This window comes from Morganella sp. HSTU-ASny43 (assembly GCF_022819185.1).
Classification (GTDB): domain Bacteria; phylum Pseudomonadota; class Gammaproteobacteria; order Enterobacterales; family Enterobacteriaceae; genus Morganella; species Morganella morganii.
On sequence record NZ_WSPG01000005.1, the window covers coordinates 53,612 to 78,354 of the forward strand.

General features: G+C 53.0%; 20 protein-coding genes and 1 riboswitch. Of the genes, 7 read left to right on the top strand and 13 right to left on the bottom strand.

Annotated elements, in window-relative coordinates; genetic code table 11:
• Positions 1–3 precede the first annotated feature (3 nt).
• Positions 4–1,164: a glutathionylspermidine synthase family protein gene (locus tag GN208_RS04005; RefSeq protein WP_004242160.1), complete on the top strand. Its 1,161-nt coding sequence runs from the start codon at positions 4–6 to the stop codon at positions 1,162–1,164.
• Positions 1,165–1,239: 75 nt separating this feature from the next.
• On the opposite strand, the gene ygiD is transcribed toward GN208_RS04005, so the two are convergent.
• On the bottom strand, positions 1,240–2,019 hold the full coding sequence (gene ygiD, locus GN208_RS04010) for a 4,5-DOPA dioxygenase extradiol (protein ID WP_004237154.1): 780 nt from the start codon (positions 2,017–2,019) through the stop codon (positions 1,240–1,242).
• Between the two features lie 186 nt (positions 2,020–2,205).
• Complete coding sequence (gene ribB, locus GN208_RS04015) at positions 2,206–2,859, bottom strand: 3,4-dihydroxy-2-butanone-4-phosphate synthase (protein ID WP_004237153.1); 654 nt, start codon at positions 2,857–2,859, stop codon at positions 2,206–2,208.
• A 167-nt stretch (positions 2,860–3,026) separates the two neighbouring features.
• A riboswitch (FMN riboswitch) is annotated at positions 3,027–3,172 on the bottom strand.
• A gap of 141 nt (positions 3,173–3,313) precedes the next feature.
• On the opposite strand from ribB, the gene GN208_RS04020 reads away from it, so the two are divergent.
• The gene (locus tag GN208_RS04020) at positions 3,314–3,574 is read left to right on the top strand and encodes an accessory factor UbiK family protein (protein ID WP_004242156.1); all 261 of its coding nucleotides are present in this window, start codon (positions 3,314–3,316) and stop codon (positions 3,572–3,574) included.
• Positions 3,575–3,620: 46 nt separating this feature from the next.
• Here GN208_RS04020 and hldE read toward each other — a convergent pair whose 3' ends face one another.
• The 3 genes from hldE to GN208_RS04035 all read right to left on the bottom strand — a co-directional run bounded on the left by hldE (position 3,621) and on the right by GN208_RS04035 (position 8,982).
• The gene (gene hldE / locus GN208_RS04025) at positions 3,621–5,048 is read right to left on the bottom strand and encodes a bifunctional D-glycero-beta-D-manno-heptose-7-phosphate kinase/D-glycero-beta-D-manno-heptose 1-phosphate adenylyltransferase HldE (RefSeq protein WP_004237151.1); all 1,428 of its coding nucleotides are present in this window, start codon (positions 5,046–5,048) and stop codon (positions 3,621–3,623) included.
• Positions 5,049–5,138: 90 nt separating this feature from the next.
• Complete coding sequence (gene glnE / locus GN208_RS04030; protein ID WP_243828297.1) at positions 5,139–7,967, bottom strand: bifunctional [glutamate--ammonia ligase]-adenylyl-L-tyrosine phosphorylase/[glutamate--ammonia-ligase] adenylyltransferase; 2,829 nt, start codon at positions 7,965–7,967, stop codon at positions 5,139–5,141.
• A gap of 46 nt (positions 7,968–8,013) precedes the next feature.
• On the bottom strand, positions 8,014–8,982 hold the full coding sequence (locus GN208_RS04035) for a CYTH domain-containing protein (protein ID WP_015422446.1): 969 nt from the start codon (positions 8,980–8,982) through the stop codon (positions 8,014–8,016).
• Positions 8,983–9,210: 228 nt separating this feature from the next.
• Here GN208_RS04035 and GN208_RS04040 point away from each other — a divergent pair, with 228 nt between their 5' ends.
• The gene (locus tag GN208_RS04040) at positions 9,211–9,828 is read left to right on the top strand and encodes a TIGR04211 family SH3 domain-containing protein (RefSeq protein ID WP_024474998.1); all 618 of its coding nucleotides are present in this window, start codon (positions 9,211–9,213) and stop codon (positions 9,826–9,828) included.
• Between the two features lie 31 nt (positions 9,829–9,859).
• Positions 9,860–11,041: a multifunctional CCA addition/repair protein gene (locus GN208_RS04045; protein WP_015422445.1), complete on the top strand. Its 1,182-nt coding sequence runs from the start codon at positions 9,860–9,862 to the stop codon at positions 11,039–11,041.
• Positions 11,042–11,071: 30 nt separating this feature from the next.
• Here GN208_RS04045 and exbD read toward each other — a convergent pair whose 3' ends face one another.
• Together exbD and exbB are read right to left on the bottom strand one after the other, a co-directional pair.
• Complete coding sequence (exbD, locus tag GN208_RS04050) at positions 11,072–11,494, bottom strand: TonB system transport protein ExbD (protein WP_004237145.1); 423 nt, start codon at positions 11,492–11,494, stop codon at positions 11,072–11,074.
• A gap of 6 nt (positions 11,495–11,500) precedes the next feature.
• Positions 11,501–12,409 carry a tonB-system energizer ExbB gene (gene exbB, locus GN208_RS04055; protein WP_015422444.1) on the bottom strand — a complete coding sequence of 303 codons (909 nt, stop codon included), beginning with the start codon at positions 12,407–12,409 and terminating at the stop codon, positions 11,501–11,503.
• A gap of 377 nt (positions 12,410–12,786) precedes the next feature.
• Here exbB and GN208_RS04060 point away from each other — a divergent pair, with 377 nt between their 5' ends.
• The 3 genes from GN208_RS04060 to dkgA all read left to right on the top strand — a co-directional run bounded on the left by GN208_RS04060 (position 12,787) and on the right by dkgA (position 15,633).
• The gene (locus GN208_RS04060; RefSeq protein WP_004237143.1) at positions 12,787–13,485 is read left to right on the top strand and encodes a DedA family protein; all 699 of its coding nucleotides are present in this window, start codon (positions 12,787–12,789) and stop codon (positions 13,483–13,485) included.
• A gap of 137 nt (positions 13,486–13,622) precedes the next feature.
• A complete protein-coding gene (yqhD, locus tag GN208_RS04065; protein WP_004237142.1) occupies positions 13,623–14,780 on the top strand; it encodes an alcohol dehydrogenase in 1,158 nt (385 codons plus the stop codon).
• 28 nt (positions 14,781–14,808) lie between these two features.
• A complete protein-coding gene (gene dkgA, locus GN208_RS04070; RefSeq protein ID WP_004237141.1) occupies positions 14,809–15,633 on the top strand; it encodes a 2,5-didehydrogluconate reductase DkgA in 825 nt (274 codons plus the stop codon).
• 295 nt (positions 15,634–15,928) lie between these two features.
• Here the strand turns inward: dkgA and GN208_RS04075 are convergent, their stop codons facing one another.
• The 6 genes from GN208_RS04075 to fkpB form a co-directional block, all read right to left on the bottom strand.
• A complete protein-coding gene (locus GN208_RS04075; protein WP_004237140.1) occupies positions 15,929–17,203 on the bottom strand; it encodes a YadA C-terminal domain-containing protein in 1,275 nt (424 codons plus the stop codon).
• 198 nt (positions 17,204–17,401) lie between these two features.
• A complete protein-coding gene (carB, locus tag GN208_RS04080; RefSeq protein WP_004237139.1) occupies positions 17,402–20,629 on the bottom strand; it encodes a carbamoyl-phosphate synthase large subunit in 3,228 nt (1,075 codons plus the stop codon).
• Between the two features lie 14 nt (positions 20,630–20,643).
• Positions 20,644–21,783, bottom strand: coding sequence for a glutamine-hydrolyzing carbamoyl-phosphate synthase small subunit (gene carA, locus GN208_RS04085; protein WP_004237138.1), 1,140 nt, complete (start codon positions 21,781–21,783; stop codon positions 20,644–20,646).
• Positions 21,784–22,218: 435 nt separating this feature from the next.
• Positions 22,219–23,034 (bottom strand): 4-hydroxy-tetrahydrodipicolinate reductase, encoded by an 816-nt coding sequence (gene dapB / locus GN208_RS04090; protein WP_004237137.1) that lies wholly within the window; start codon positions 23,032–23,034, stop codon positions 22,219–22,221.
• 177 nt (positions 23,035–23,211) lie between these two features.
• The gene (gene ispH, locus GN208_RS04095) at positions 23,212–24,162 is read right to left on the bottom strand and encodes a 4-hydroxy-3-methylbut-2-enyl diphosphate reductase (protein WP_015422443.1); all 951 of its coding nucleotides are present in this window, start codon (positions 24,160–24,162) and stop codon (positions 23,212–23,214) included.
• Positions 24,163–24,274: 112 nt separating this feature from the next.
• Positions 24,275–24,706 (bottom strand): FKBP-type peptidyl-prolyl cis-trans isomerase, encoded by a 432-nt coding sequence (gene fkpB, locus GN208_RS04100; RefSeq protein ID WP_004237134.1) that lies wholly within the window; start codon positions 24,704–24,706, stop codon positions 24,275–24,277.
• Positions 24,707–24,743 lie beyond the last annotated feature (37 nt).

Here is a 24,743-nt window from a genome sequence, read left to right on the forward strand (position 1 = left end):
TACATGAAACGCGTAGCGATTAGCGAGCGCCCTGACTGGCGCGGGAAAGCCGAGGAATTCGGCTTCCATTTTCATACTATGTACGGCGAGCCGTACTGGTCAGAAGATGCCTGTTATCAGTTTTCTATGGCACAAATCGATGAAATCGAGGAAGTGACCAGCGAACTGCATCAGATGTGTCTTCAGGTGGTGGATAAAGTCACACAAAGTGACGAGCTGATGGCCCGTTTTCAAATCCCGAAACACTGCTGGGATTTCGTGCGTGAGTCATGGGCAACCCGCCAGCCGTCGCTTTATTCACGCCTGGATCTGGCCTATGACGGCGTTAATCCGCCGAAGTTACTGGAAAATAATGCGGATACACCAACATCGCTGTATGAATCTGCTTTCTTCCAGTGGATCTGGCTGGAAGACCAGATTGCCGCCGGTAACCTGCCGGAAAATGCCGATCAGTTCAACGGCATCCAGGAAAAGCTGATTGAGCGTTTCGGGGTGCTGGCGGAAGAGTACGGGTTCCGTTATCTGCACATGGCCTGCTGTCAGGATTCCGTGGAAGATCGCGGTACTATCCAGTATTTGCAGGATTGTGCACAGGAAGCCGGTGTCACCACTGATTTTCTGTTTATCGAAGATATCGGGCTGGGCGATCGCGGTGAGTTTACTGATCTTCAGGATCAGATTATCAGCAACATGTTTAAACTCTATCCGTGGGAATTTATGATGAGGGAGATTTTCTCCACCAAGCTGACAGACGCCGGTGTTCGCTGGCTGGAACCGGCCTGGAAGAGCATTATCTCCAACAAAGCCCTGCTGCCGATGCTGTGGGAAATGTTCCCGGATCATCCGAACCTGCTGCCTGCCTATTTTGCGGATAAACCATATCCTGAAATGGAGAGCTACGTCATCAAGCCGCTGTTCTCCCGCGAAGGTGCCAATATCCGTATTATCGAAAACGGCAAAGAAATCGCCGCAGCGGACGGCCCTTACGGCGAAGAAGGCATGATTGTCCAGCAGTTCCATTCCCTGCCGAAATTCGGCGACAGCTATACCCTCGTAGGCAGTTGGCTGGTAAATGATGAATCTGCCGGGATCTGCATCCGTGAAGATAAAGAGCTTATCACCCAGGATCTCTCCCGTTTCTATCCGCATGTCATTATTGACTGACGAATAGTCTCTGGCTGATACAAAAATCCCCGGGACATCAGATGTCCCGGGGATTTTTTATGACAAAAGAAATCGTCAGCCGACTTTGACTGTCAGCATACTCAGTGAGCCGGATTCAATACCATCCACCGGTACGGTGACCGGCTCGCTGCCCTGCCGCATACCGAGAATATAGAGCAGCGGCAGATAGTGTTCCGGCGACGGATTCGACCGTTTGCCGTCTTCGCGCTCAAGTGCATTCACCAGCGGATGCGGCCGGGCGTCGCTCTCCAGGTTATCACGCACGAAATTATTAAAGCTCACTGCCCACGGATACGGTTCGGCCTGTGCATTCTGCCAGTCCATTTCTCGCAGATTATGCACCACATTACCGCTGCCGAGCACCAGCACACCTTCATCGCGCAGTGCCGCCAGTTTACGGCCGGTATCATAATGCCATTGCGCCGGTTTGCTGCCGTCGAGGCTGAGCTGCACCACCGGGATATCCGCATCCGGATACATTTTCACTAAGATCCCCCAGCTGCCGTGATCTAACCCCCACTCGCCGTGATCTTCCCCGATATTATCATCACTGAGCAGATCTTTTACCCGCGCCACCAGCTCAGATGATCCGGGAGCCGGATATTCCGTTTCATGCAGCGCAGGCGGAAAACCGCGAAAATCATGGATAGTGCGCGGGTGTGCGGCAGATGTCAGCCACGCCCCCTGTGTATACCAGTGCGCGGAAATCACCAGAATGGCGGACGGGCGTGGCATCTGTTCTCCCAGCTGCCGCCAGGTTTCGGTATAACGGTTGGTTTCCAGGACATTCATCGGGCTGCCGTGACCCGCAAACAGAGCCGGTAATCGTTTCATTGCTGACCTCACACAAAAATTGTTCACTGAGATCAGTGTATGCCATTCCGGGATTTATCACGCAGGGTAATCATGATGAAGTTATTCAAAAAATATGACAGGAGTGCGGATACAAAAATGCCGCTGTGTCAGCAGCGGCATTCTCAGGATTTCAGTCTTGTTCAGTTACTGACCCTGTCAGTGATGTCAGCCCGCTTTCGCCATTAACTGCTCACGGTACTGCACCAGGTCATCAATAGTCACAACCGGCATATCATGGGCTTTTGCAAACACAATCACTTCCGGTGCACGGGCCATTGAGCCGTCATCGTTGGTCAGTTCACACAGCACACCGTACGGCTTCAGACCGGCGAGTGTCGCCAGGTCAACAGAGGCTTCGGTATGACCGCGGCGGGTTAACACACCACCGTTCTGTGCACGCAGCGGGAATACGTGACCCGGACGATTCAGATCTGCCGGAACAGCACCATCAGCCACCGCAGCGCGGATGGTGGTGACGCGGTCAGCCGCAGACACCCCGGTGGTCACACCGTGTGCGGCTTCAATCGTGACGGTAAAGCCGGTTTTGAACTGGCTGGAGTTGTTCTCCACCATCATCGGCAGCTCAAGCTGCTGACGGCGTTCGTCAGTCAGGCACAGGCACACGATACCGCTGCCGTGACGGATGGTCAGTGCCATCTGCTCAACGGTGATGGTTTCGGCGGCGAACACCATGTCGCCTTCGTTTTCGCGGTTTTCATCATCGAGTACCATTACCCCCCGTCCCTGACGGATAGCTTCAATGGCACGTTCTGCACGTTCAATCGGATTGCCGTAATCTGATAACAGCGTCTGATTCATGGTAAATAAACCTCATCGTAATTAAAAATGATTACCAGAACCAGGGCATCTTAGGAGTTGCATACATATCATAACGCCATGTCATAAAACCATGCCGCAACAGGTTTTTACCTGTGCAGATAATTGATGATATGCGATCGGACGGGCGGATATTGCCCGGCTGATGCTGACTCTCTCCCATCCGGACTATAACCGTCGGCCCCGGAATTACACCGGATCTGCTGACCTTCACCGTAGTGAAGCGCTCGCGGGCTTCATTCGCAATGGAATGTTTACCGCCGGTGGGGACTTTCACCCCGCCCTGAGATAGCAGAGTTACTATACCCCCAACGAGTGAGCCCGGCCAGTGGTTATTTTTACCAGGGGCTCAAAATGAGAACTCAGACTGGTTCAGAATCCCGTAACAGGTTACTATTTGCGGCATAACGATCCTCCGGCTCAGAAAGGAAAAATCATGATTGACCCGAAAAAAATTGAACAGATTGCCACACAGCTGCAAAGCGCGCTGCCGAAAGGTGTGCGGGAGATCGGAGCGGATATCGATAAAAAGATGCGTGCCATTTTACAGTCACAGCTCGGCAAGCTGGATTTAGTCAACCGCGAAGAGTTTGATGTGCAGACTCAGGTGCTGCTGCGCACCCGCGAAAAGCTGTCGCAGATGGAAAAACGTCTGGCAGAGCTGGAAGCGCGCCTGGCGGAAAAAGGCGGCGAGTAATGACAACAGGAGATACGCCGTGCGTATCTCCTGCATAATCAGCCGGTTACTTTGATTTATTGATCGTATTGATGATATTGGTGGTGGAAATGCCATCCTCAAAATTGAGGACTTTCACTTCCCCGCCTGCGGCCCACACTTCCTCACTACCGGCGATCTCTTCCGGACGGTAATCCCCGCCCTTCACCAGCACATCCGGCAGAACAGAAGCGATCAGACGCTGCGGCGTATCTTCCTCAAACGGCACCACCCAGTCCACAGCACCCAGCGCACCAAGCACAATCATCCGCTGATCCAGCGGGTTGACCGGACGACTTTCGCCTTTCAGACGTTTGGTGGAGGCATCACTGTTTACCGCCACAATCAGGCGGTCCCCCAGTTTACGGGCGTTGGCAAGATAAGAGACGTGCCCGGCGTGCAGAATGTCGAAACAGCCGTTGGTCATCACCACTTTCTCGCCGCGCTGACGGGCATCCGCCACCGCCTGATGCAGCTCTGCTTCGGTCATCACACCAAAGCCGTTATCGCTGCGGCCGCGTACGGCATTTTCCAGTTCAACCGGCGATACGGTGGATGTCCCCAGCTTACCGACCACCACACCTGCAGCGGCATTGGCCAGCGCACAGGATTCGTCCAGGGTTTTCCCGGCGGCCAGCGAGGTTGCCAGCACACCGATTACCGTGTCCCCGGCACCGGTCACATCAAACACTTCCTGCGCCTGTGTCGGCAGATGCAGGGCAGGCTGTCCCGGACGCAGCAGGCTCATGCCCTGCTCGGAGCGGGTCACCAGCAGTGCCTGCAAATCGAAATCACGGATAACTTTCAGGCCTTTTTCTTCGATATCAGCATTATCGGTGCATTTCCCAGCCACAGCCTCAAACTCTGACATATTCGGCGTCAGCAGGGTCGCGCCGCGATAACGGGCAAAATCGGTGCCTTTCGGGTCGATCAGGATCGGTACACCGGATTTGCGGGCCAGCGCGATCATCTCTTCCACATGCGCCAGTGCGCCTTTGGCGTAATCCGACAGCACCAGCGCACCGATATGCGGCAGTGCCTGTGCGATACGCTCAAGCATCGGCTGCGGATCTACATCCGAAAAACCTTCTTCAAAATCCAGGCGGATCAGCTGCTGGCTGCGGGATAACACGCGCAGCTTGGTGATCGTCGGGTGTGTCGGCAGGCCGACAAAATCACAGCGGACTTTCACATCATTCAGGCGTTCGGTCAGTGCACGGGCGGCGTCATCAATACCGGTCAGCCCCACGAGGCGGGAATTTGCCCCCAGAGACGCGATATTCATGGCCACGTTTGCCGCGCCGCCGGGACGCTCTTCAATTTCAGTGACTTTCACCACCGGTACCGGGGCTTCCGGGGAGATCCGGCTGGTCGGCCCGTGCCAGTAACGGTCTAACATCACATCACCGACGACTAAAACTGCGGCATTCTGAAAATCCGGGAGTGTTACTTTCATTCCCTGCTCCACCTTATGAATAACGAAATTATTGCTGATAATATCACAAACCGGCCGCCGGACAGAAAATCCGCGTGCGGCAACCGGTGCTTATTCCCCGAGCCAGTGCTGCCAGCGGGCGCGGACAAATTCGCGCTCAGCGGCAAATTCAGTCAGCGGCACCACGCCGGATTTATCCTGCAAAGAAAGATGATGCAGCCTGTCGCGCATCATAATGTAGGCCGCAGTCAGCCGCAGTGACTCCTCTTCCGGCATCACATCATAATTAGCCATCAGCTCAAAAATCCGGACATTATCAGACCAGCGGATCAGCGCTTTATTCTCCGGTGCAAAACGCAGTACCAGATACTGAGCGATAAATTCAATGTCCGTGATCCCGCCCGGATCAGTTTTGATGTTAAACACGCTGTCATCACGGCTGCCGAGATGCTGATACATTTTTTCGCGCATCTCACGGACATCCAGTTTCAACTGTGCGTTATCACGCTGACGGCACAGAATATCGCGGCGGATGCTGTCAAAACGGGCAGCAATCGCCTCATCTCCGTACACCTGACGGGCACGGATCAGCGCCTGATGCTCCCAGGTCCAGGCGCTGTTCTGCTGGTAATCCGCAAATGCCTCCAGCGTGCTGACCAGCATCCCGGCTTCCCCGGATGGCCGCAGACGGGCATCCACCTCATACAGCACGCCGGATGATGTGCGGGTGCTGAACAGATGCATAATGCACTGCGCCAGCCGCAGATAGAACTGCCGCGCGTCGATTTCACGCGGGCCGGTGGTTTGTGTGCCTTCCGGGCAATCCAGCAAAAACACCAGGTCGAGATCAGAACTATAGCCCAGCTCCCAGCCGCCCAGCTTGCCGTAGCCGATCACCGCAAAGCCTTTGTCCCCGTCGCGGGTCAGATGTGCAGGTTCACCATAACGTCTGACCATCTGCCCCCACGCCTGCTGCACCACAGCACCGATCATCGCTTCTGCCAGCCAGGTAAGGTGATCACTCACTTTCATTACCGGCAGCACGCCGGTGATATCTTCCGCCGCGATCCGCAGTAACTGCGCCTGCTTAAACTGGCGCAGTGCTTCAAGCTGCTGCTCTTCATCGTCTTCCGGAACCCGCATCAGATACTGACGCAGCTCATCGCGGTACGCATTCAGTGGCAGCGGCTGGTAGAGTGAGGCCGGATCCAGCAGCTCATCAAGCAGCAGCGGATGGCGTGCCAGTTGCACGGCAATCATCGGGGATGCCGCACACAACCGCACCACATGGGTCAGTACCACATCGGATTCCAGCAGCAGCTCCAGATAGGTGGTCCGGCTGACAATGCTGAGCAGCAGCGGTGTCAGGCGCTGCAACACCCGCTGTGCATCCGGTTGTGATACCAGTTTCGCCAGCAGTTTGGGCAGCAGGTGGTCCAGCACATCCCGTCCGCGCGGCCCGATGGTCCGTTTGCCGAGATCCTGCCGGAACCCCTGTAAACCGGTAAGAAACTGTGCGGCATCTTCTTCATTCAGGGAAAACAGAGAGGTGATATCAGTCAGTTCCGGCTCACTCTCCCACAGCGAGATAAACGGCTGTAAGGCGGTTTCATCCTCACTTTCCTCATCATCCTCACCGATAAGATCGGTAAAAATCTGATGCACTGCCGCCATTTTATTGTTCAGCACCGTTTCCAGATCCGCCCACGAAGCGGTATCCATCCCCTGCGCCAGCCGCGCCTGATCCAGCGGTGAGTCCGGCAGCGTCTGTGTCTGACTGTCATTAATGGCCTGCAGCAGATTTTCCAGCCGCCGCAGATACGCGTAAGCATCCAGCAACTGCGCGACCTGCTCCTCACCGAGCAGCCCCAGACGGGCGATTTCCGCCAGCGCCGCATGCAGGGACTGGGTCTGTAATCCCGGCTCACGTCCGCCGCGGATCAACTGAAAGACCTGAGTGATAAATTCCACTTCCCGGATGCCACCGGCACCGAGTTTAATATTGTTGGTCAGCCCGCGCCGCCGGACTTCACGGCCAATCATACCTTTCATATTACGCAGAGACTGGATCACACTGAAATCAATATAGCGGCGGTAAACAAACGGGCGCAGCATCCGGCGCAGCGTCTCACTGTAAGCAGAATCATCACGACCGAGGATACGCGCTTTGACCATCGCATAACGCTCCCAGTCGCGTCCCTGCTCCTGATAATAATCTTCCAGGGCGGAGAAGCTGAACACCAGCGGCCCGCTGTCGCCGAACGGCCGCAGGCGCATATCCACGCGGTAGACGAAACCGTCCGCCGTGGCGTGATCCAGCATTCTGATAATTTTTTGTCCCAGGCGGGTAAAGAACTGCGCGTTTTCCAGCTCGCGGCGGCCACCTTGTGTGACACCGTTTTCCGGATAAGCAAAAATAAGATCGATATCGGAGGAGAAATTCAGCTCGCCGCCGCCCAGTTTCCCCATCCCGAGGATCAGAAGCGGCATTGCGCTGCCGTCTGCCGAGCAGGGTGTGCCCCAGTCCGCACAACAGCGCTGATAGAGCCAGTCACGGGCGGCGATAATCAGCACTTCCGCCAGTTCACTGAGCTGGCGCAGCGTCTCTTCTGTCGTGCTCCGGCGCAGGATCTGCATGACGGCAATGCGCATCAGCATCTGATAACGGAACAGGCGCAGCACCCGCATCACATCCTCTTCCTGTGCGGCATCCGCCATCATCTCCGTCAGGCGGGCGGCATAATCCTGCCATTCATCCGGCTGCGGTGGTGTATTGCGGAGGGCGGAGAGCCAGTCCGGGTGGCGGATACACTGCTCTGCCACAAAATCACTGCCGGCAAAAATCAGCGCTTCCTGTTCAGAGTAAGGCACCAGTCCGGTATCAAGCCGGGCGGTTACCCGCTCAGCAGCTTGCCGGAGTATCGGGGTCAGCGGCAGCATCAATGTTCCTTTTGTTATCAGATTCACATAACAGCTCAACACCCGGTTACGGCATGGCAGGCGCCGCCATCCACAGTGCGAAAACCCATTGCGTGAAAGCCAGTTTACACTGCAACCATACCGGACTGAAACAGACATCCGCAGATTTTGCATCCGCTTCCGCCAGTGACGATGCCACCTCCGGCAGCGGACAGTCACGGACGAAATCAGGCACCGCGCCGGGATAGTGGTCTGCCAGTGTCAGCAGCAGAGAAAGGGTTTGCTGCAATGCCGGTAATGCACCGTCCGCATCCAGCAGCCAGGCTTCTTCCAGGCTCTGCCACTGTTTGATCAGACGGACAACCACATCGGTCAGCGGGGTCTGCGGATCCCACGCTGTGAACAGTTCAGGCAGTTTCGGTACCGGTGCGCCCTGTGCCAGCCAGTAGCCGCGTGCCGCTTTGCTGCGCCCGGCAAGGCGCAGCCCCGGCAATTCCGCCAGAGCTTTGGCAGCTGTCAGCAAATCAGCGGCTGTACCTTCTTTCAGTTCCATCTCAAATTCGCAAATCGGACATTCTGCCTCACCGGCAACCACACTGCCCTGATCCAGCACCGCTTCCACCACACTGTGATTGACTGTCAGCAGCCACTTTTCACGGGCGAAATCCGTGGTAAAACGAGCCTGCAGTGATGATTGCAGCGCCGCGACATCCGTTTCCGGCGGCCAGACATCAGCAGGCAGTGCCGCTAAATCCAGTTCCGGGCGGGAGAGCGGAATATTATATTCAGGACGCTGATGTAAACCGCCGATATCATTTCCGGCCGTTTTCAGGGTCATTTCATATTCGGTATCACATCCCCGGATCCGCAACCCCATATCCCACTGCCGCAGTGTGTCGTCAGCTGTTTCAAAATAGCTGTTGGTCAGGCGGACAGCACGGAAATGCTGATGAGGAAAGGCGGTCAGCGCGGCGATCACCGCCGTGATGGCTTCCGGTTTTACCGCAAATTTCAGTTCTGTTTCGTAATCGCTCATAGACATTCCCGTAATCTTATACCGTTATTTATCGTCAGTCTGACCCTGCATTCGTGATAAAGATGACACTAATTTGTTATAAACAGCCGGATTTTTCGCTGTTTATCCACTTTATCCCGTCATTTATTCCGTTGTTAAGAGTAATCTCATGGCTGTTTAACGTTTGCACCCGCACACTTAACTCATTAGTATGCTATTCATAACCAACGATTGATAAAGCTTATGACGATGAAAAAACTCGCCTTACTCCCTTTGCTGTTTGCAGCAACCGTCAGCATTACCGCCCATGCTGAAGAAATCCGTTATGTCTCTGATGACCTCTCCACCTATGTTCACAGCGGCCCGAGCAACCGCTATCGCATTGCCGGTTCACTCAATTCCGGAGAAAAAGTCACCGTTCTTGATGTGAATAATGAGAGCGGTTTTGTCCGTGTCCGTGACAGCAAAAACCGTGATGTCTGGTTACCGAAAGAGCTGCTGAGCACCACGCCGAGCCTGAAAGAACGCGTACCGGCCATGGAAGAAGAAATTAAAACCCTGCGCGGCAAACTCGCCAATATCGACGGCACCTGGAACGACAAAACGGCGGACATGCAAAACCGTGTGGCCGCCAGTGATGATATCATCAATAACCTGAAAAAAGAGAATGACAGCCTGCGTAATCAGGTTGTGGTCGCAAAGAAAAAACTGGATGCCATCAGTGTGCAGCTGGATGACAAACAACGCGATATTATCCTGCAATGGTTTATGTACGGCGGCGGTGTAGCCGGTGCCGGTCTGCTGCTGGGTCTGCTGCTCCCGCATATGATCCCGCGCCGCAAGAAAAAAGATCGCTGGATGAACTGAGCCTCACAGTAACCGCAGTACGGAGAAAAGCGTGGATATTTATCTGGTCGGCGGCGCAGTCCGCGATGCCCTGCTGGGTCTGCCTGTCTCGGACAGAGACTGGGTGGTTGTCGGTGCCACCCCGGAAATGATGCTGGCGCGCGGCTATCAGCAGGTCGGGCGTGATTTCCCGGTATTTCTCCATCCGGATACCCGGGAGGAGTATGCGCTGGCCCGGACAGAGCGGAAAACCGGGGCCGGATATACCGGGTTTGCCTGTTACAGTGCGCCGGATGTCACGCTGGAAGATGATTTACAGCGCCGGGATCTGACCATCAATGCCATTGCCCAATCAGTTGATGGCACACTGCATGACCCGTATCACGGGGCGGATGACCTGAAAAACCGGGTGCTCCGCCATGTTTCTGCGGCGTTTACGGAAGATCCGCTGCGCGTGCTGCGCGTGGCACGCTTTGCTGCCCGTTTCGCCCCGCAGGGATTTGTTATTGCACCGGAAACCCTGGCGCTGATGTCTGCTATCACGCAGCAGGGAGAGCTTGCCCATCTGACGGCGGAGCGGGTCTGGAAAGAGACAGAAAAAGCCCTGAACAGCCCGTGCCCGGATATCTATTTTGCGGTACTGCGTGATTGCGGTGCGCTGGCAGTGCTGTTTCCGGAGCTGGAAGCCCTGTTCAGCGCCACTGACGGGCAGACAGGCTATGACATCCTGACCGCCGCACTCCTGCGCCGGACAGTGCTTCTGACTGACAGTACAGATATCCGCTTTGCTGCGCTGTGTCTTTACCTGAGCTGTCACAGTACCGCAGAGGAAACCGCCGCAATTCAGAAGATGTCTGAGCGCCTGCGGGTGCCGAACCCGGCACGGGATCTGGCTCTGCTTGCCACCCGTGATTACCGGACTGTTCATGACATCAGCCATCTGGCCGCAGACGATATCATTGCCCTGTTTGATTCACTGGATGCCTGGCGCAAGCCGGAGCGCATCACTCAGTTGGCTATCCTTTGTGAAGCGGATTACCGCAGCCGGATAGCACCGGATGCAGCAGATTATCCGCAGGGGCAGTTACTGGCTGAGGCCTTCTCGCTTGCACAGCTGGTTGCCGTCAAACCGGTGATTGAGGCCGGTTTTAAAGGCGCGGACATCAAAGCGGAACTCACCCGCCGCCGCGCTGAGGCCATCAGAGTGTGGCAACAAAAAAGCCGTTCATCATGAACGGCTTTTTTCATTTCAGGCTGCGGATGATTATTTCTCCGCCGACTCCATACCCACTAACCCGACTTTCAGATATCCCGCTTTGCGCAGAGCATCCATAATGCCCATCAGCGTTTCATAATCGACCGTTTTATCTGCCTGGAAGAAGATCGTGGTTTCCTTATTGGATTCCGTGGTCTGATCCAGGATCTGAGCCAGTGTTTCTTTTGTGACTTCCTGCTCGCCCACCAGCAGCTGGTTATCTGCTTTCACCGTCAGGAAGACCGGTTTTTCCGGACGCGGCTGTGGTTTTGCCGTTGAGGCCGGCAGATTCACTTTAATATCAACGGTCGCCAGCGGTGCGGCCACCATAAAGATGATCAGCAGAACCAACATCACATCAATAAAAGGTGTGACGTTAATTTCATGCAATTCGCCGCTGTCATCCGACTCTTCGTTAAGACGCATTGCCATCAGATATTACCCTGCTTTGCTGTCTGCCAGGTCGAGATCACGGCCCAGCCATAAAATAGTGTGTGCTGCGGTATCACCCAGGTCACCACGGTAAGCGGAAATCATACGGGCAAAGATGTTGTAGATAACGACCGCAGGAATTGCCGCGACCAGACCCAGTGCCGTTGCCAGCAGTGCTTCTGCAATCCCGGGCGCCACAACAGCGAGGTTGGTGGTCTGTGAGTGGGCGATGCCGATAAAGCTGTTCATGATACCCCATACCGTACCAAACAGACCGACAAACGGTGAGATAGCCCCGATAGTGGCCAGATAGCCGTTACCACGTCCCATATGACGGGCAACACCGGCAACGATACGCTCCTGACGGAATGTCACACGGTCTTTGATGCCGCTCAGATCACGGCTTTTTTCTGATGCAGTCCGCTCATTGACGGCATCAAGCACCAACATCCGGGTGACGCTCTTTTTCCCGAATTTATCGGCAATCGCAGCCGCTTCATCCAGCGAGCGGGCATCTTTGATTGCTGCCGCTTCACGGCGGATACGGCGGCGGGAAGCGATAAGATCCGCACCCTTGGCAAAGAAAATGGACCAGGTAATCACTGAGGCTATAATAAGGCCGATCATAACCGATTTAACGATAACATCCGCGCCCTGATACATGGAAATCACGGACAATTCCGCCGCAAAGCCACGGTTACCGTCTGCCGGTGCTGCGCTGATTTCCTGAACAGGAACCTCTGTCGCGGATACCGGGGCCGCCGGTTGTTCAGGCGTCTGAGCAGGCTGACCGGCGGTTGCTGCCGGCGCGGTGACAGGTGTTGTTGTCGCTGGTGTGACAGCTGCAGTGTTATCTGCGAATGCACTGCCGGTTAAACATAATGCCAATAGCACAGAAACGGTCAAATTACGCATCAGTTGGCCTTCAACTCTCTTTTGTTATGAACTCTTTCTCAGCAAAAAATAAATCGTGTTATTCATCGCTACCCAAAAAACGAAACCCGCTGATCATACCAAACCCTGAGCAATTTGATAGTAATTATCATTACCGTTTACCAAAAAAATGCGATTCCGGCGGAAAATTTCACACGGAATGCTAAGGGTTTTCAGTCATCCGTCCGGGATCACCACAGATAAAACGCACAAAAAATGCCCACAGAGACATGATTCACCAACCTCCCTTTATACCGTCAGTGAATCGGAAGAAAAACCCGATCAAATCAAACGGGTGAGCAATTTTTGCGATACACTGTCTGTACCGTTGTTCCGGATCTCGTTTTACAGGAAATCTAATGTCTAGTTTATCAGAGATTGTGAGTGCGCTCTGGTCTCACGATTTTGCCACACTCTCTAATCCCGAAGTCCTCTGGCTGGTTTACGCTATCCTCTTCACCGTTATTGTGCTGGAGAACGGCATTCTGCCCACCGCGTTTCTGCCCGGGGATACCCTGCTTATTTTGTCAGGCGCACTGATTGCGAAGGGCGTGATGGATTTCCTGCCGACACTGGCTATTCTGACCGCCGCCGCCGGTATCGGCAGCTGGCTGGGTTTTGTTCAGGGGCGCTGGCTGAGTGATACCAAAACCGTCAGGCGCTGGATGACGCAGATCCCGAAAAATTACCATCAGAAAGCCGAAGTGCTGTTTAACCGCCACGGCCTGTATGCCCTGCTGATCGGTCGTTTTCTCGGTTTTGTCCGTACTCTGCTGCCGATGCTGGCAGGTCTCTCCTCGCTGCCGAACCGCCGTTTCCAGTTCTTTAACTGGCTGAGCGGATTCCTCTGGGTGGCGATTATTACCACCTTCGGTTATGTGCTCAATCAGATCCCGTTTGTCAAAGCACACGAAAAAACGGTAATGACCGCACTGCTGCTGATCCCGGTCTTTTTCCTGATTGTCGGTATCGTGGCATCCCTGTATCTGCTCATCCGACACTACCGCAGACGCCGCGCCCTGCTTAACCGCAGACGCCACCGCGTCCATAAGAAATAAGATAAGGGCTCCTGCGGGAGCCTTTTTGCTGCCGGTGTGCCGGAAAGCACAATCCGGTTCGCCACCACGCCTGCCCTGATTTACACTACACTTAATGGTTATCCGCTTCATTTTTCCTAATCTTACCCGGAGAAATAATGAACAACTTCACTCTTTTCACCCCGACAAAAATTCGTTTCGGCAAAGGCCAAATCGCCAAACTCAGCAGTGAAATCCCGAAAGATGCCAAAGTACTGATGCTGTACGGCGGCGGCAGTATTAAGCGTAACGGTGTTTACGAGCAGGTACTGGCTGCCCTGGACGGTTATGATGTTCATGAATTTTCAGGTATCGAGCCGAACCCGGCCTATGAAACGCTGGTAAAAGCGATTGCGTATATCCGTGAGCATGACATCAGCTATCTGCTGGCGGTCGGCGGCGGGTCTGTTATCGACGGTACCAAGTTTATTGCCGCTGCGGTGGATTATCCGGGCGATCCGTGGGATATCATCACCACCGGAGGCCGCAATATCCGCAGTGCACTGCCGATTGCCTGTGTGCTGACACTTCCGGCCACCGGTTCTGAAACCAACTGTTTTTCTGTGGTCAGCCGCCGTGAAACCGGAGATAAGCAATCATTCGGTCACCCGCTGGTGCATCCGAAGTGTGCCATTCTTGATCCGCAGACCACTTACACCCTGCCGCCGCGCCAGACAGCCAACGGTGTGGTCGATGCCTTTATTCACACCCTCGAGCAGTATCTGACGTATCCGGTGAATGCCAAAATTCAGGACCGGTTTGCAGAAGGTATTCTGCTGACACTGATTGAGGAAGGCCCGAAAGTACTGGCAAACCCGGAGGATTATGACAGCCGTGCCAATGTGATGTGGGCCGCCACCCAGGCGCTGAGCGGGCTGATTGGTGCCGGTGTGCCGCAGGACTGGGCAACCCACGCACTGGGCCATGAAATTACTGCGCTGTACGGACTGGATCACGCGCAGACACTGGCGATTGTGTTACCGGCACTGCTGCGGGAAAAACGCAAAACCAAGCGCGAAAAATTATTACAGTACGCTGAGCGTGTCTGGCATCTGACAGACGGTTCTGAAGAGAGCCGGATTGAGTGCGCCATTGAAGCAACCCGCGTTTTCTTTGAAGAGCTGGGCATAAAAACCCGTTTCTCTGATTATCAGATTGATGACAGCGGCATTCCCAAACTGGTTGCCAAGCTTACTGAACACGGCCAGACTGCCCTGGGTGAACACCAGGACATCACACCGGAAGTCAGTGAACGGATCTACCGAGCTGCCGTCTGATACACCATAAACACTGATTGGAGGCCACATGAACAAACCTGCATTAGTTACCTTATCTGACGGACACTTAATGCCGCAACTGGGGCTGGGTGTCTGGAAAGCCGGGAACGACGTGGTCGGCTCTGCTGTGCAGACCGCACTCGAAACCGGTTACCGGCTGATTGATACTGCCGCGATTTATCAGAACGAGGAAGGTGTCGGTGAAGGACTGAAAGCGACCACCGTTCCCCGAGACGAGTTGTTTATCACCACCAAACTGTGGAACAGCGATCAGCAACATGCCGGTAAGGCGCTGGAAGCGAGCCTGAAAAAGTTACAGCTCGATTATGTGGATTTGTATCTGATCCACTGGCCCGCACCGGCAGAAGACCATTATGTCTCCGCCTGGGAGCAGTTGATTGAATTACAGAAATCCGGACTGACCCGCAGTATCGGTGTCTGTAATTTTGATATCGGCCATTTGCAGCGCATTATCCACAAAACCGGCGTGGCACCGGTACTCAATCAGATAGAACTGCATCCTCTGCTGCAACAGCGCGAGCTTCAGGCCTGGAATGCGACCCATTCCATTCACACTGAATCCTGGAGTCCGCTGGCACAGGGCGGCGAAGGCGTTTTTGATACTGATATCATTCAGGCATTAGCGGCGAAATACCAGAAAACACCAGCACAGATAGTGATTCGCTGGCATCTGGATCGCGGGCTGATTGTGATACCGAAATCAGTCACCCCTTCGCGGATTCATGAAAACTTTGATGTCTTTGATTTCCGTCTGGAGAAAGAAGAACTCTCACAGATTCAGTCTCTCGATTCAGGTACCCGCTTAGGGCCGGATCCAAAAGAATTTAATTAAGTTAGTTACTGTCTGAAAGCCATCTGTATAAATTATACAGGTGGTTTTTATTTATTTTATAACTGCTTTTCAAATGACCATTCAATAAACAAATAATTCATAAATAAAAAAGGGGAAATACACGAACGCAATATGTATTTCCCAAAGCATGGCAAATATAGCAGGATTAATTATCCAAATTTCAGCCTTGCTGTCATCAATATAATTAATTCACTATTTATTAAAAATAAATTCAAACGCCAATATGAAAGGAGGAGTATATGAAACATGACCTTTCAGTCACCATAACACAGCATTACCATTCAAGGTTAAAAGCCATGTTGTACATCACATCGTTCGAACCGGTGTATGCGACACCTGTCTTCACAGCGATGTTCTCGTTGAACCGGTAACCGGTTCCCACTGCTACTGCCTGAGTGGACTGGTATCCGCCCATCGCCGCAGTGATATTCAGTTTACCGACACCGTACGGCTGGAACAGACCGTTCAGTGCGGCACTGGCCGCCAGACCGTTATCAAGGCGCTCGTTGGTTTCACGTAAATCATTTTCCAGTGAACGCAGATCCTGGCGGTTCTTCAGGATATCGAGGGTATTTTTATCAATTTTGGTCGCATGTTTATCAATATCTCTTCTGTTAGCATTAGCCACATTGGTTGTCGTATTACTCTTTTTGCGAACATCTTTTAAATCTGTTGTCAGCTTGTCTGAATCGGCTTTCAGTTCAGAGATCATTTTTCCCTGTTGCTGAATTTCGTTACCCTGTGAAAAATTCACTTCATCTGTCAGTTCGATAGCTGATTCCAGATTATTAATTTCCTGCTCATTCTTCTTACTATCTTGTTTTAACTGATAAATTGCATTATCGGCAGGGATCGCTCGTTCAATCAGAGAATTGATATTATTTCTTATGTTTTTATTTTGCGAATGAAGTTCTTCGAGTTGATCATCCTGTTCTTTATTCACAGTCTGAACGGCTGAGATATCCGTATGCAGTTCACCCACAGATAAAATGACAGATTCACTCTGTATTTTGATACTGTCTGCATCCTGTTTTAACTGAGATATCTCATTGAATACCGGTGATATTGTCTCATTTATCTCATTAATTTTAACTTCAGCAGACAGGGCTGCCGCCCCCAGTTTCTCCAGCTTAGCACCCTGTTTTTCATTAGCATCCTGTATATTTTTCATGTCACTATTAAATTCATCAATAGTTTGAGATAATGACTGATTATAAACAGGGGAATTACTCTGTATCTCCGTAACACTGTTCAGTGTATGATTAATTTTGTCATTTAAGTAATTATATGTTTGAATAACTTCTGAAATACCCGCACTGCGGTCATACTCATTTTTAATTTCAGATGTAATCAATGGCTGATAATTATTTTCTACAAAATATAATTTAGTACTGGTTTCCGGTACTAATACCGGAATCTCGTCTTCAGTGACTTTTTTATATTCAGATAAATCAACAAGTGTTCTTGCATAATAGTAGTTGCTGTTATCATCAGCGTTCGCATATGAAAAAGGCAGCATGATAAGCAGGGAAATTAAATTTTTTTTCATTCATTAACTCTCAGTATAGATAAAACAGGATTTGAAAAAATATACCTGCATTACCGCAGAGAAAGAATAAACAAAACATAAACACAACAAAAAGCAAAAAATATAGTTAGGTAATTATTTTAACAGAAGGGAATCGGATCGTTTTTCCGGAGAAATAAAAAATCCGCCGCAGCGGATTTTTTATTTTAACAAACGTGATTATTTATCTTTAATCAGGCTGTGCATTTCCTGTACTGAAATCACTCTCTCTGTCGGATCCATATTCAGAGACAGTGTGGTGGCAAAGCCGCCGTTCATGGTGGTGTCGTAATGCACCTTATATTGCAGGGCGCTGCGGCGGATCACTTTGGAATCCTCAATCGCCTGACGACCGGCGGTGGTATTCACAATGTAATCGTATTCGCCGTTTTTAATTCTGTCCTGAATGTGAGGGCGACCTTCGTGCACCTTATTCACCAGGCGCGGGTTAATACCCGCCTCACCCAGTACAATCGCAGTACCGTGTGTCGCATCCAGCTCAAAACCCTGTTTCAGCAGTTTTGCCGCCAGATCCACCACCCGCGCTTTATCACCTTCGCGGACAGAGAGCAACGCACGGCCTTTCTTCTTCAGTGAGGAAGAGCTGCCGAGCATGGCTTTGGCAAAGGCTTCCGCAAAGGTGCGTCCCACGCCCATCACTTCCCCGGTAGAGCGCATTTCCGGCCCTAAAATCGGGTCAACGCCCGGGAATTTGTTGAATGGCAGCACCACTTCTTTCACCGAGTAGTACGGCGGGATGACTTCTTTTGTCACACCCTGCTGCGCCAGTGTCTGACCGGCCATCACGCGCGCTGCGACTTTCGCCAGCGGCACCCCGGTGGCTTTGGAGACAAACGGCACCGTACGCGCCGCACGCGGGTTAACTTCAATCAGATACACTTCGTTGTCTTTGACCGCAAACTGGGTGTTCATCAGACCGCGCACGCGCAGTTCCATCGCCAGTTTTCTCACCTGGTCGCGCATCACATCCTGGATTTCCTGACTCAGCGTGTAAGCCGGTAACGAGCAGGCAGAATCCCCGGAGTGAACCCCCGCCTGTTCGATGTGCTCCATAATGCCGCCAATCAGCACCTGTTCGCCGTCGCAGATAGCATCGACATCCACCTCAATCGCATCGTCGAGGAAGCGGTCCAGCAGTACCGGTGCGTCATTGGAGACACTGACTGCATTCTGGAAGTAACGGCGCAGGTCGGTTTCGTCGCAGACGATTTCCATCGCGCGGCCGCCCAGCACATAAGAAGGACGTACCACCAGCGGATAACCAATTTCTTTTGCCCGCTCAACCGCCTGCTCAATATTAGAGACGGTGGCGTTTGCCGGTTGTTTCAGACCGAGGCGGACGACCGCCTGCTGGAAACGCTCGCGGTCTTCCGCGCGGTCAATCGCATCCGGGCTGGTACCGATAACCGGCACACCGGCCGCTTCCAGGCTGCGCGCCAGTTTCAGCGGAGTCTGGCCGCCGTACTGAACAATCACACCCGCCGGTTTTTCGACACGCACGATTTCCAGCACATCTTCCAGCGTCACCGGCTCGAAATAGAGGCGGTCAGAAGTGTCGTAGTCAGTGGAAACCGTTTCCGGGTTGCAGTTGACCATGATGGTTTCGTAGCCGTCTTCACGCAGCGCCATCGCCGCGTGTACGCAGCAGTAGTCAAACTCAATGCCCTGGCCGATACGGTTCGGCCCGCCGCCGAGTACCATAATTTTCGGTTTGTCGTTGTTCGGCTGCGCTTCACACTCTTCTTCATAGGTGGAGTAGAGATAGGCGGTGTCAGTGGCAAATTCCGCCGCGCAGGTATCCACACGCTTATAAACCGGCCACAGCTGATAGCTGTCACGCAGTTTGCGGATTTCAGCTTCCGCCACACCGACCAGTTTTGCCAGCCGCGCATCCGCAAAACCTTTGCGTTTCAGGTGACGCAGGAATTCGGGGGTCAGGCCGTTAATCCCGACTTCTGCCACCTGCTCTTCCAGACGCACCAGCTCTTCAATCTGTACCAGGAACCAGCGGTCAACGTTGGTCAGGTTAAATACGCCGTCAACTGACAGTCCGGCGCGGAATGCGTCCGCGATATACCAGATCCGCTCGCCGCCCGCTTCTTTCAGCTCACGGCGGATGCGGGTCAGTGCATCCGGGTCGTCCAGGTTCACTTTCGGATCAAAACCGGTCGCGCCCACTTCGAGGCCACGCAGCGCTTTTTGCAGGGATTCCTGCTGAGTGCGGCCGATAGCCATCACTTCACCGACGGATTTCATCTGTGTGGTCAGACGGTCATTGGTGCCGGCAAATTTTTCAAAGTTAAAGCGCGGGATTTTTGTCACAACATAGTCGATGGACGGCTCAAAGGAGGCCGGTGTCAGGCCGCCGGTGATGTCGTTTGACAGTTCATCCAGCGTGTAGCCGACTGCCAGTTTGGCCGCGATTTTGGCAATCGGGAAGCCGGTCGCTTTGGAGGCCAGCGCGGAGGAGCGCGATACACGCGGGTTCATCTCGATAACAATCAGACGACCGGTTTTCGGGTTCACCGAGAACTGCACGTTGGAGCCGCCGGTTTCCACGCCGATTTCACGCAGCACCGCCATCGAGGCGTTACGCATGATTTGGTATTCTTTGTCGGTCAGGGTCTGTGCAGGGGCAACAGTGATAGAGTCACCGGTGTGGATCCCCATCGCGTCGAAGTTTTCGATGGAGCAGACAATGATGCAGTTATCATTTTTGTCCCGCACCACTTCCATTTCATACTCTTTCCAGCCAATCAGTGATTCATCAATCAGCAGTTCGTTGGTCGGGGAGAGATCCAGGCCGCGGGTACAGATTTCCTCGAATTCTTCACGGTTATACGCAATACCGCCGCCGGTGCCGCCCATGGTGAATGACGGGCGGATAATGCACGGGAAACCGACATCATCGGCGACCGCAAACGCTTCTTCCATGGTGTGTGCGATACCGGAACGCGCTGTATCCAGACCGATTTTTTTCATCGCGATATCGAAACGGCGGCGATCTTCGGCTTTATCAATCGCATCTGCTGTCGCGCCAATCATTTCGACGCCGAACTCTGCCAGCACGCCGTGACGTTCCAGATCCAGCGCACAGTTCAGCGCGGTTTGTCCGCCCATGGTCGGCAGAACGGCATCCGGGCGCTCTTTTTCGATGATTTTGCGCACCACTTCCCAGTGAATCGGCTCGATGTAAGTCGCATCCGCCATTTCCGGGTCGGTCATAATGGTTGCCGGGTTCGAGTTAACGAGGATAACGCGGTAGCCCTCTTCGCGCAGGGCTTTACACGCCTGGGCGCCGGAGTAGTCAAATTCACAGGCCTGGCCGATAACAATCGGACCGGCGCCTAAAATCAGGATGCTGCTGATATCTGTACGTTTTGCCATTTTTCTGCTCCTGATCAGTGACGGGCGTTTTTCATCAGTTCAATAAAGTGGTCGAACAGCGGGGCGGCGTCGTGCGGGCCCGGGCTGGCTTCAGGGTGACCCTGGAAGCTGAATGCAGGCTTATCATTACGGTGAATACCCTGCAGTGTGCCGTCAAACAATGATTTATGCGTGACGCGCAGTGTCGCGGGCAGCGTCGCCTCATCCACCGCAAAACCGTGGTTCTGCGCGGTAATCATCACCACATTATTTTCAATGTCTTTAACCGGGTGGTTGCCGCCGTGGTGACCAAATTTCATTTTGATGGTCTTTGCACCGCTGGCGAGTGCCAGTAACTGGTGCCCCAGGCAGATGCCGAACAACGGAATATCGGTTTCCAGGAAACGGGTGATAGCCTCAATCGCATAATCACACGGTGCCGGATCACCCGGGCCGTTGGAGAGGAAAATACCGTCCGGTGCCATTTTCAGCACCTCTTCCGCCGGGGTCTGTGCCGGTACGACGGTCAGGCGGCAGCCGCGATCCACCAGCATACGCAGAATATTGCGTTTAGCACCGAAGTCATACGCCACCACATGAAACGGCAGCTCTTCCGCTGTTTTATCCGCCGGTAAGCCGCTGTCCAGTGTCCAGGAGCCCTGTGTCCAGCTGTATGGCTGCGCGGTGGTGACTTCTTTCGCCAGATCCAGCCCGTTAAGCCCGCTGAAGCTCTGTGCATTTTTCAGCGCCAGTGCCGCATCCGGGTGTTCACCGGCGATGATGCAGCCGTTCTGAGCGCCTTTCTCGCGCAGTAAGCGGGTCAGTTTGCGGGTATCAATATCGGCGATAGCCACGACGTTGCGGTGTTTCAGGTATTCGGAGAGGCTTTCTTCACTGCGGAAATTACTGGTGGTCAGCGGCAGGTCGCGGATAACGAGGCCTTGTGCATAAACATCCGGGGATTCTTCATCAGCACTGTTAGTGCCGGTATTACCAATATGGGGATAAGTGAGAGTGACTATCTGGCGGGAATAAGAGGGGTCGGTGAGAATTTCCTGATACCCCGTCATCGAGGTATTAAAAACAACTTCGCCGGTAACGGCACCCTCTGCGCCGATGGCGCGTCCGTGAAATGTGGTTCCGTCTTGCAGAACCAGGATTGCTGACTTAAACAAAACACCCTCCGGAGGAATAATAAATCACAATTAGTGCATATTAATTCAGATTTGGGGCTATAAAGCAATGCCAAAATAGAAATTTAACCAAATTTTGACAAATTGCGGCGCATTCTAAAGATCGAACGGGCAGTTGTCCAGAGAAAATCGACTTTTTTATATTTTTTTACTAATCATGATCAAAACAGGCTGGCTGACAGAGATAAAACCGTATCATTATCAGCTTTATGCTGAATTTTTGATGAGATGACTGAAAAAAAGGCTCACGACCGGAAAAAGGGGTGAGAAAGGCAAAAAAAGCGATAAAAAAGAGAGCAACAACGATGATAATGATAAAAAACAGAGGCCAGATACAGAATTATAAAAAAAGAATAGTTAAAGCAGTGATAAATCAAAATACCACTGCTTTATCAATCTGTTGTAATTTATACTTTATTATAAATTTTCCAGATCAAGCACATCCTTCATGGTGAATAGACCGTTCTTTTTATCACTCAGCCAGGCTGCTGCCTTAACCGCGCCATTTGCAAATGTCATCCGGCTTGAAGCCTTGTGGCTGATTTCAACACGCTCGCCGATATCCGCAAACATCGCTGTGTGCTCGCCCACAATGTCCCCGGCCCGCACAGTGGCAAACCCGATAGTGTTCCGCTCCCGCTCGCCGGTATAGCCTTCACGGCAATACACCGCGCAATCCTTCAGGTCACGCCCCAGCGCCCCGGCAATAGATTCTCCCATCGCCAGCGCTGTTCCGGACGGCGCATCCACTTTGTGGCGGTGATGCGCTTCAATAATTTCGATATCGGTATAGTCGCCCATGACTTTGGCCGCCTTTTCCAGCAGTTTCAGCACCAGATTGACGCCAACACTGAAATTCGCCGCAAAAACCACAGGAATTTGCTGCGCAGCCTGTGCAATAGCGGCCTTTCCCGCATCATCAAATCCGGTGGTGCCGATAATCATCCCTCTGCCGTTCGCGGTACAGAACGCCAGATGTGCCAGGGTGCCTTCCGGGCGGGTAAAATCAATCAGGATGTCGAAATTGTCTTTCTGGCTGTTCAGATCAGCCGTCAGGATCACTCCATTGCGGCCGGTACCGGCCAGTTCACCGGCATCAGTCCCGGTGAGTGAGGAGCCTTCGCGCTCAAATGCCGCACCCAGCACCATATCATCATTCTGTGCAATCGCCTGAATCAGCTGGCGTCCCATGCGGCCACCGGCACCCGCAACCGCGAGCCGTAACTTACCCATATTTGTTATCCTCAGTTTTCTGTCTGTATGTCAGCAGATTAACGGCAGTCCGGCCGGATTACCAGTTACCCGCCGCTATCATCAGAAAATCACAATACAGCCCGCCGATTATCAGTAAAACTGTATTCACCGGACTGCAGACAAAAAAAAGCAGAACCTGCGTTCTGCTTTGCTATGTCAGACTTCTTTGATATCCACCCGTAACTCTTTCGGGACTTCAAAGATAATATTTTCCTCACGCCCTTCCAGCTGACTGATTTCATCCGCCCCCAGTTCCTGAAGACGGCTGATTACCTGCTGTACCAGCACATCCGGCGCGGATGCGCCGGCAGTCAGGCCGATAGTATCCACATCACGCAGCCAGTCGGGGTTAATGTCATCGGCAGAATCAATCAGATAAGAGGGTTTTCCGACCCGCTGCGCCAGTTCCGCCAGCCGGTTGGAGTTTGATGAGTTTTTGGAGCCTACCACCAGCACCAGATCCGCCTGACCCGCCAGATCCCGTACCGCTTCCTGACGGTTGGTGGTGGCATAGCAGATATCGTCTTTACGCGGCCCGATAATTTTAGGGAAACGGGCATTCAGCGCATCAATAACTTCGGAGGTATCATCGACAGACAGTGTGGTCTGCGTCATAAAGCTGAGATTTTCCTCATCTTTGACGTTCAGCTTCCACACATCTTCCGGGGATTCCACCAGATACATACCGCCTTCCGGGTTGTTGTACTGCCCCATCGTCCCTTCCACTTCCGGATGCCCGGCGTGGCCGATCAGAATCGCTTCTTTGCCTTTGCGGCTGGCGCGGGCCACTTCCATATGCACTTTGGTAACCAGCGGACAGGTGGCATCAAACAGCATGGTGAGATTACGGGAACGCGCTTCCTGGCGGATCGCCTGTGAGACACCGTGAGCGGAGAAGATCAGAATGGCGTTATCCGGTACTTCAGCGATTTCCTCAATAAAAATCGCACCGCGCTCACGCAGATCATTGACCACATAGCGGTTGTGCACAACTTCATGACGGACGTAAATAGGCGCACCGTATAACTCCAGTGCCCGCTCCACAATACTGATTGCCCGGTCAACACCTGCACAGAACCCCCGCGGGTTAGCCAGTAAAATACGCACGTTCAGCCTCCAAACCATCGCCCGGACGGGCAGTAAAACAAAAATTCAACATTTGCGCGCTACTATACCAGAGCCGTCCCCCGGACCGTAATGCTAATTATTGCTCTGTGTCTTATGCAGTGACGTCACGGACACTGATATCAAATGTCACATCCTGTCCGCACAGCGGATGGTTGAAATCCACCTCGACAGAATCTTCAGTAACGGATTTGATAATTCCCGGCATTTCGCTGCCGTTCATCGCGGTAAACAGCATGATCGTGCCGGTTTCCGGCAGACCCGCTTCCAGGAAATCGGCGGCGGAGAAAAACTGAATCAGATCCGGGCTCGGCTTGCCGAACACCGCCTCACCGGGCAGTGTGAAGGTTTTTTTATCCCCGGCGGATAAGCCCAGCAATTGCTGCTCCAGTGCGTCAGACAAACTGCCGTCACCAAGGCGGAACAGCGCCGGTTTGCCTTGTGCTTCTGTGGAATCCGCCACCGAGCCGTCAGACAGTTTCAGGGTGTAATCCAGTAATACGCTGTGATGTTCTGCAACCTGCATATAATTATTACTCTCTGTATCAGATAAAAAATATCCG

What these genes read in the sequence shown, in the direction of transcription:
- GN208_RS04005 (WP_004242160.1), top strand. Translation starts at nt 4, where the DNA reads ATGAAACGCGTAGCGATTAGCGAGCGCCCTGACTGGCGCGGGAAAGCC.
- ygiD (WP_004237154.1), bottom strand. Translation starts at nt 2,019, where the DNA reads ATGAAACGATTACCGGCTCTGTTTGCGGGTCACGGCAGCCCGATGAAT.
- ribB (WP_004237153.1), bottom strand. Translation starts at nt 2,859, where the DNA reads ATGAATCAGACGCTGTTATCAGATTACGGCAATCCGATTGAACGTGCA.
- GN208_RS04020 (WP_004242156.1), top strand. Translation starts at nt 3,314, where the DNA reads ATGATTGACCCGAAAAAAATTGAACAGATTGCCACACAGCTGCAAAGC.
- hldE (WP_004237151.1), bottom strand. Translation starts at nt 5,048, where the DNA reads ATGAAAGTAACACTCCCGGATTTTCAGAATGCCGCAGTTTTAGTCGTC.
- glnE (WP_243828297.1), bottom strand. Translation starts at nt 7,967, where the DNA reads ATGCTGCCGCTGACCCCGATACTCCGGCAAGCTGCTGAGCGGGTAACC.
- GN208_RS04035 (WP_015422446.1), bottom strand. Translation starts at nt 8,982, where the DNA reads ATGAGCGATTACGAAACAGAACTGAAATTTGCGGTAAAACCGGAAGCC.
- GN208_RS04040 (WP_024474998.1), top strand. Translation starts at nt 9,211, where the DNA reads ATGAAAAAACTCGCCTTACTCCCTTTGCTGTTTGCAGCAACCGTCAGC.
- exbD (WP_004237145.1), bottom strand. Translation starts at nt 11,494, where the DNA reads ATGGCAATGCGTCTTAACGAAGAGTCGGATGACAGCGGCGAATTGCAT.
- exbB (WP_015422444.1), bottom strand. Translation starts at nt 12,409, where the DNA reads ATGCGTAATTTGACCGTTTCTGTGCTATTGGCATTATGTTTAACCGGC.
- GN208_RS04060 (WP_004237143.1), top strand. Translation starts at nt 12,787, where the DNA reads ATGTCTAGTTTATCAGAGATTGTGAGTGCGCTCTGGTCTCACGATTTT.
- yqhD (WP_004237142.1), top strand. Translation starts at nt 13,623, where the DNA reads ATGAACAACTTCACTCTTTTCACCCCGACAAAAATTCGTTTCGGCAAA.
- dkgA (WP_004237141.1), top strand. Translation starts at nt 14,809, where the DNA reads ATGAACAAACCTGCATTAGTTACCTTATCTGACGGACACTTAATGCCG.
- GN208_RS04075 (WP_004237140.1), bottom strand. Translation starts at nt 17,203, where the DNA reads ATGAAAAAAAATTTAATTTCCCTGCTTATCATGCTGCCTTTTTCATAT.
- carB (WP_004237139.1), bottom strand. Translation starts at nt 20,629, where the DNA reads ATGGCAAAACGTACAGATATCAGCAGCATCCTGATTTTAGGCGCCGGT.
- dapB (WP_004237137.1), bottom strand. Translation starts at nt 23,034, where the DNA reads ATGGGTAAGTTACGGCTCGCGGTTGCGGGTGCCGGTGGCCGCATGGGA.
- fkpB (WP_004237134.1), bottom strand. Translation starts at nt 24,706, where the DNA reads ATGCAGGTTGCAGAACATCACAGCGTATTACTGGATTACACCCTGAAA.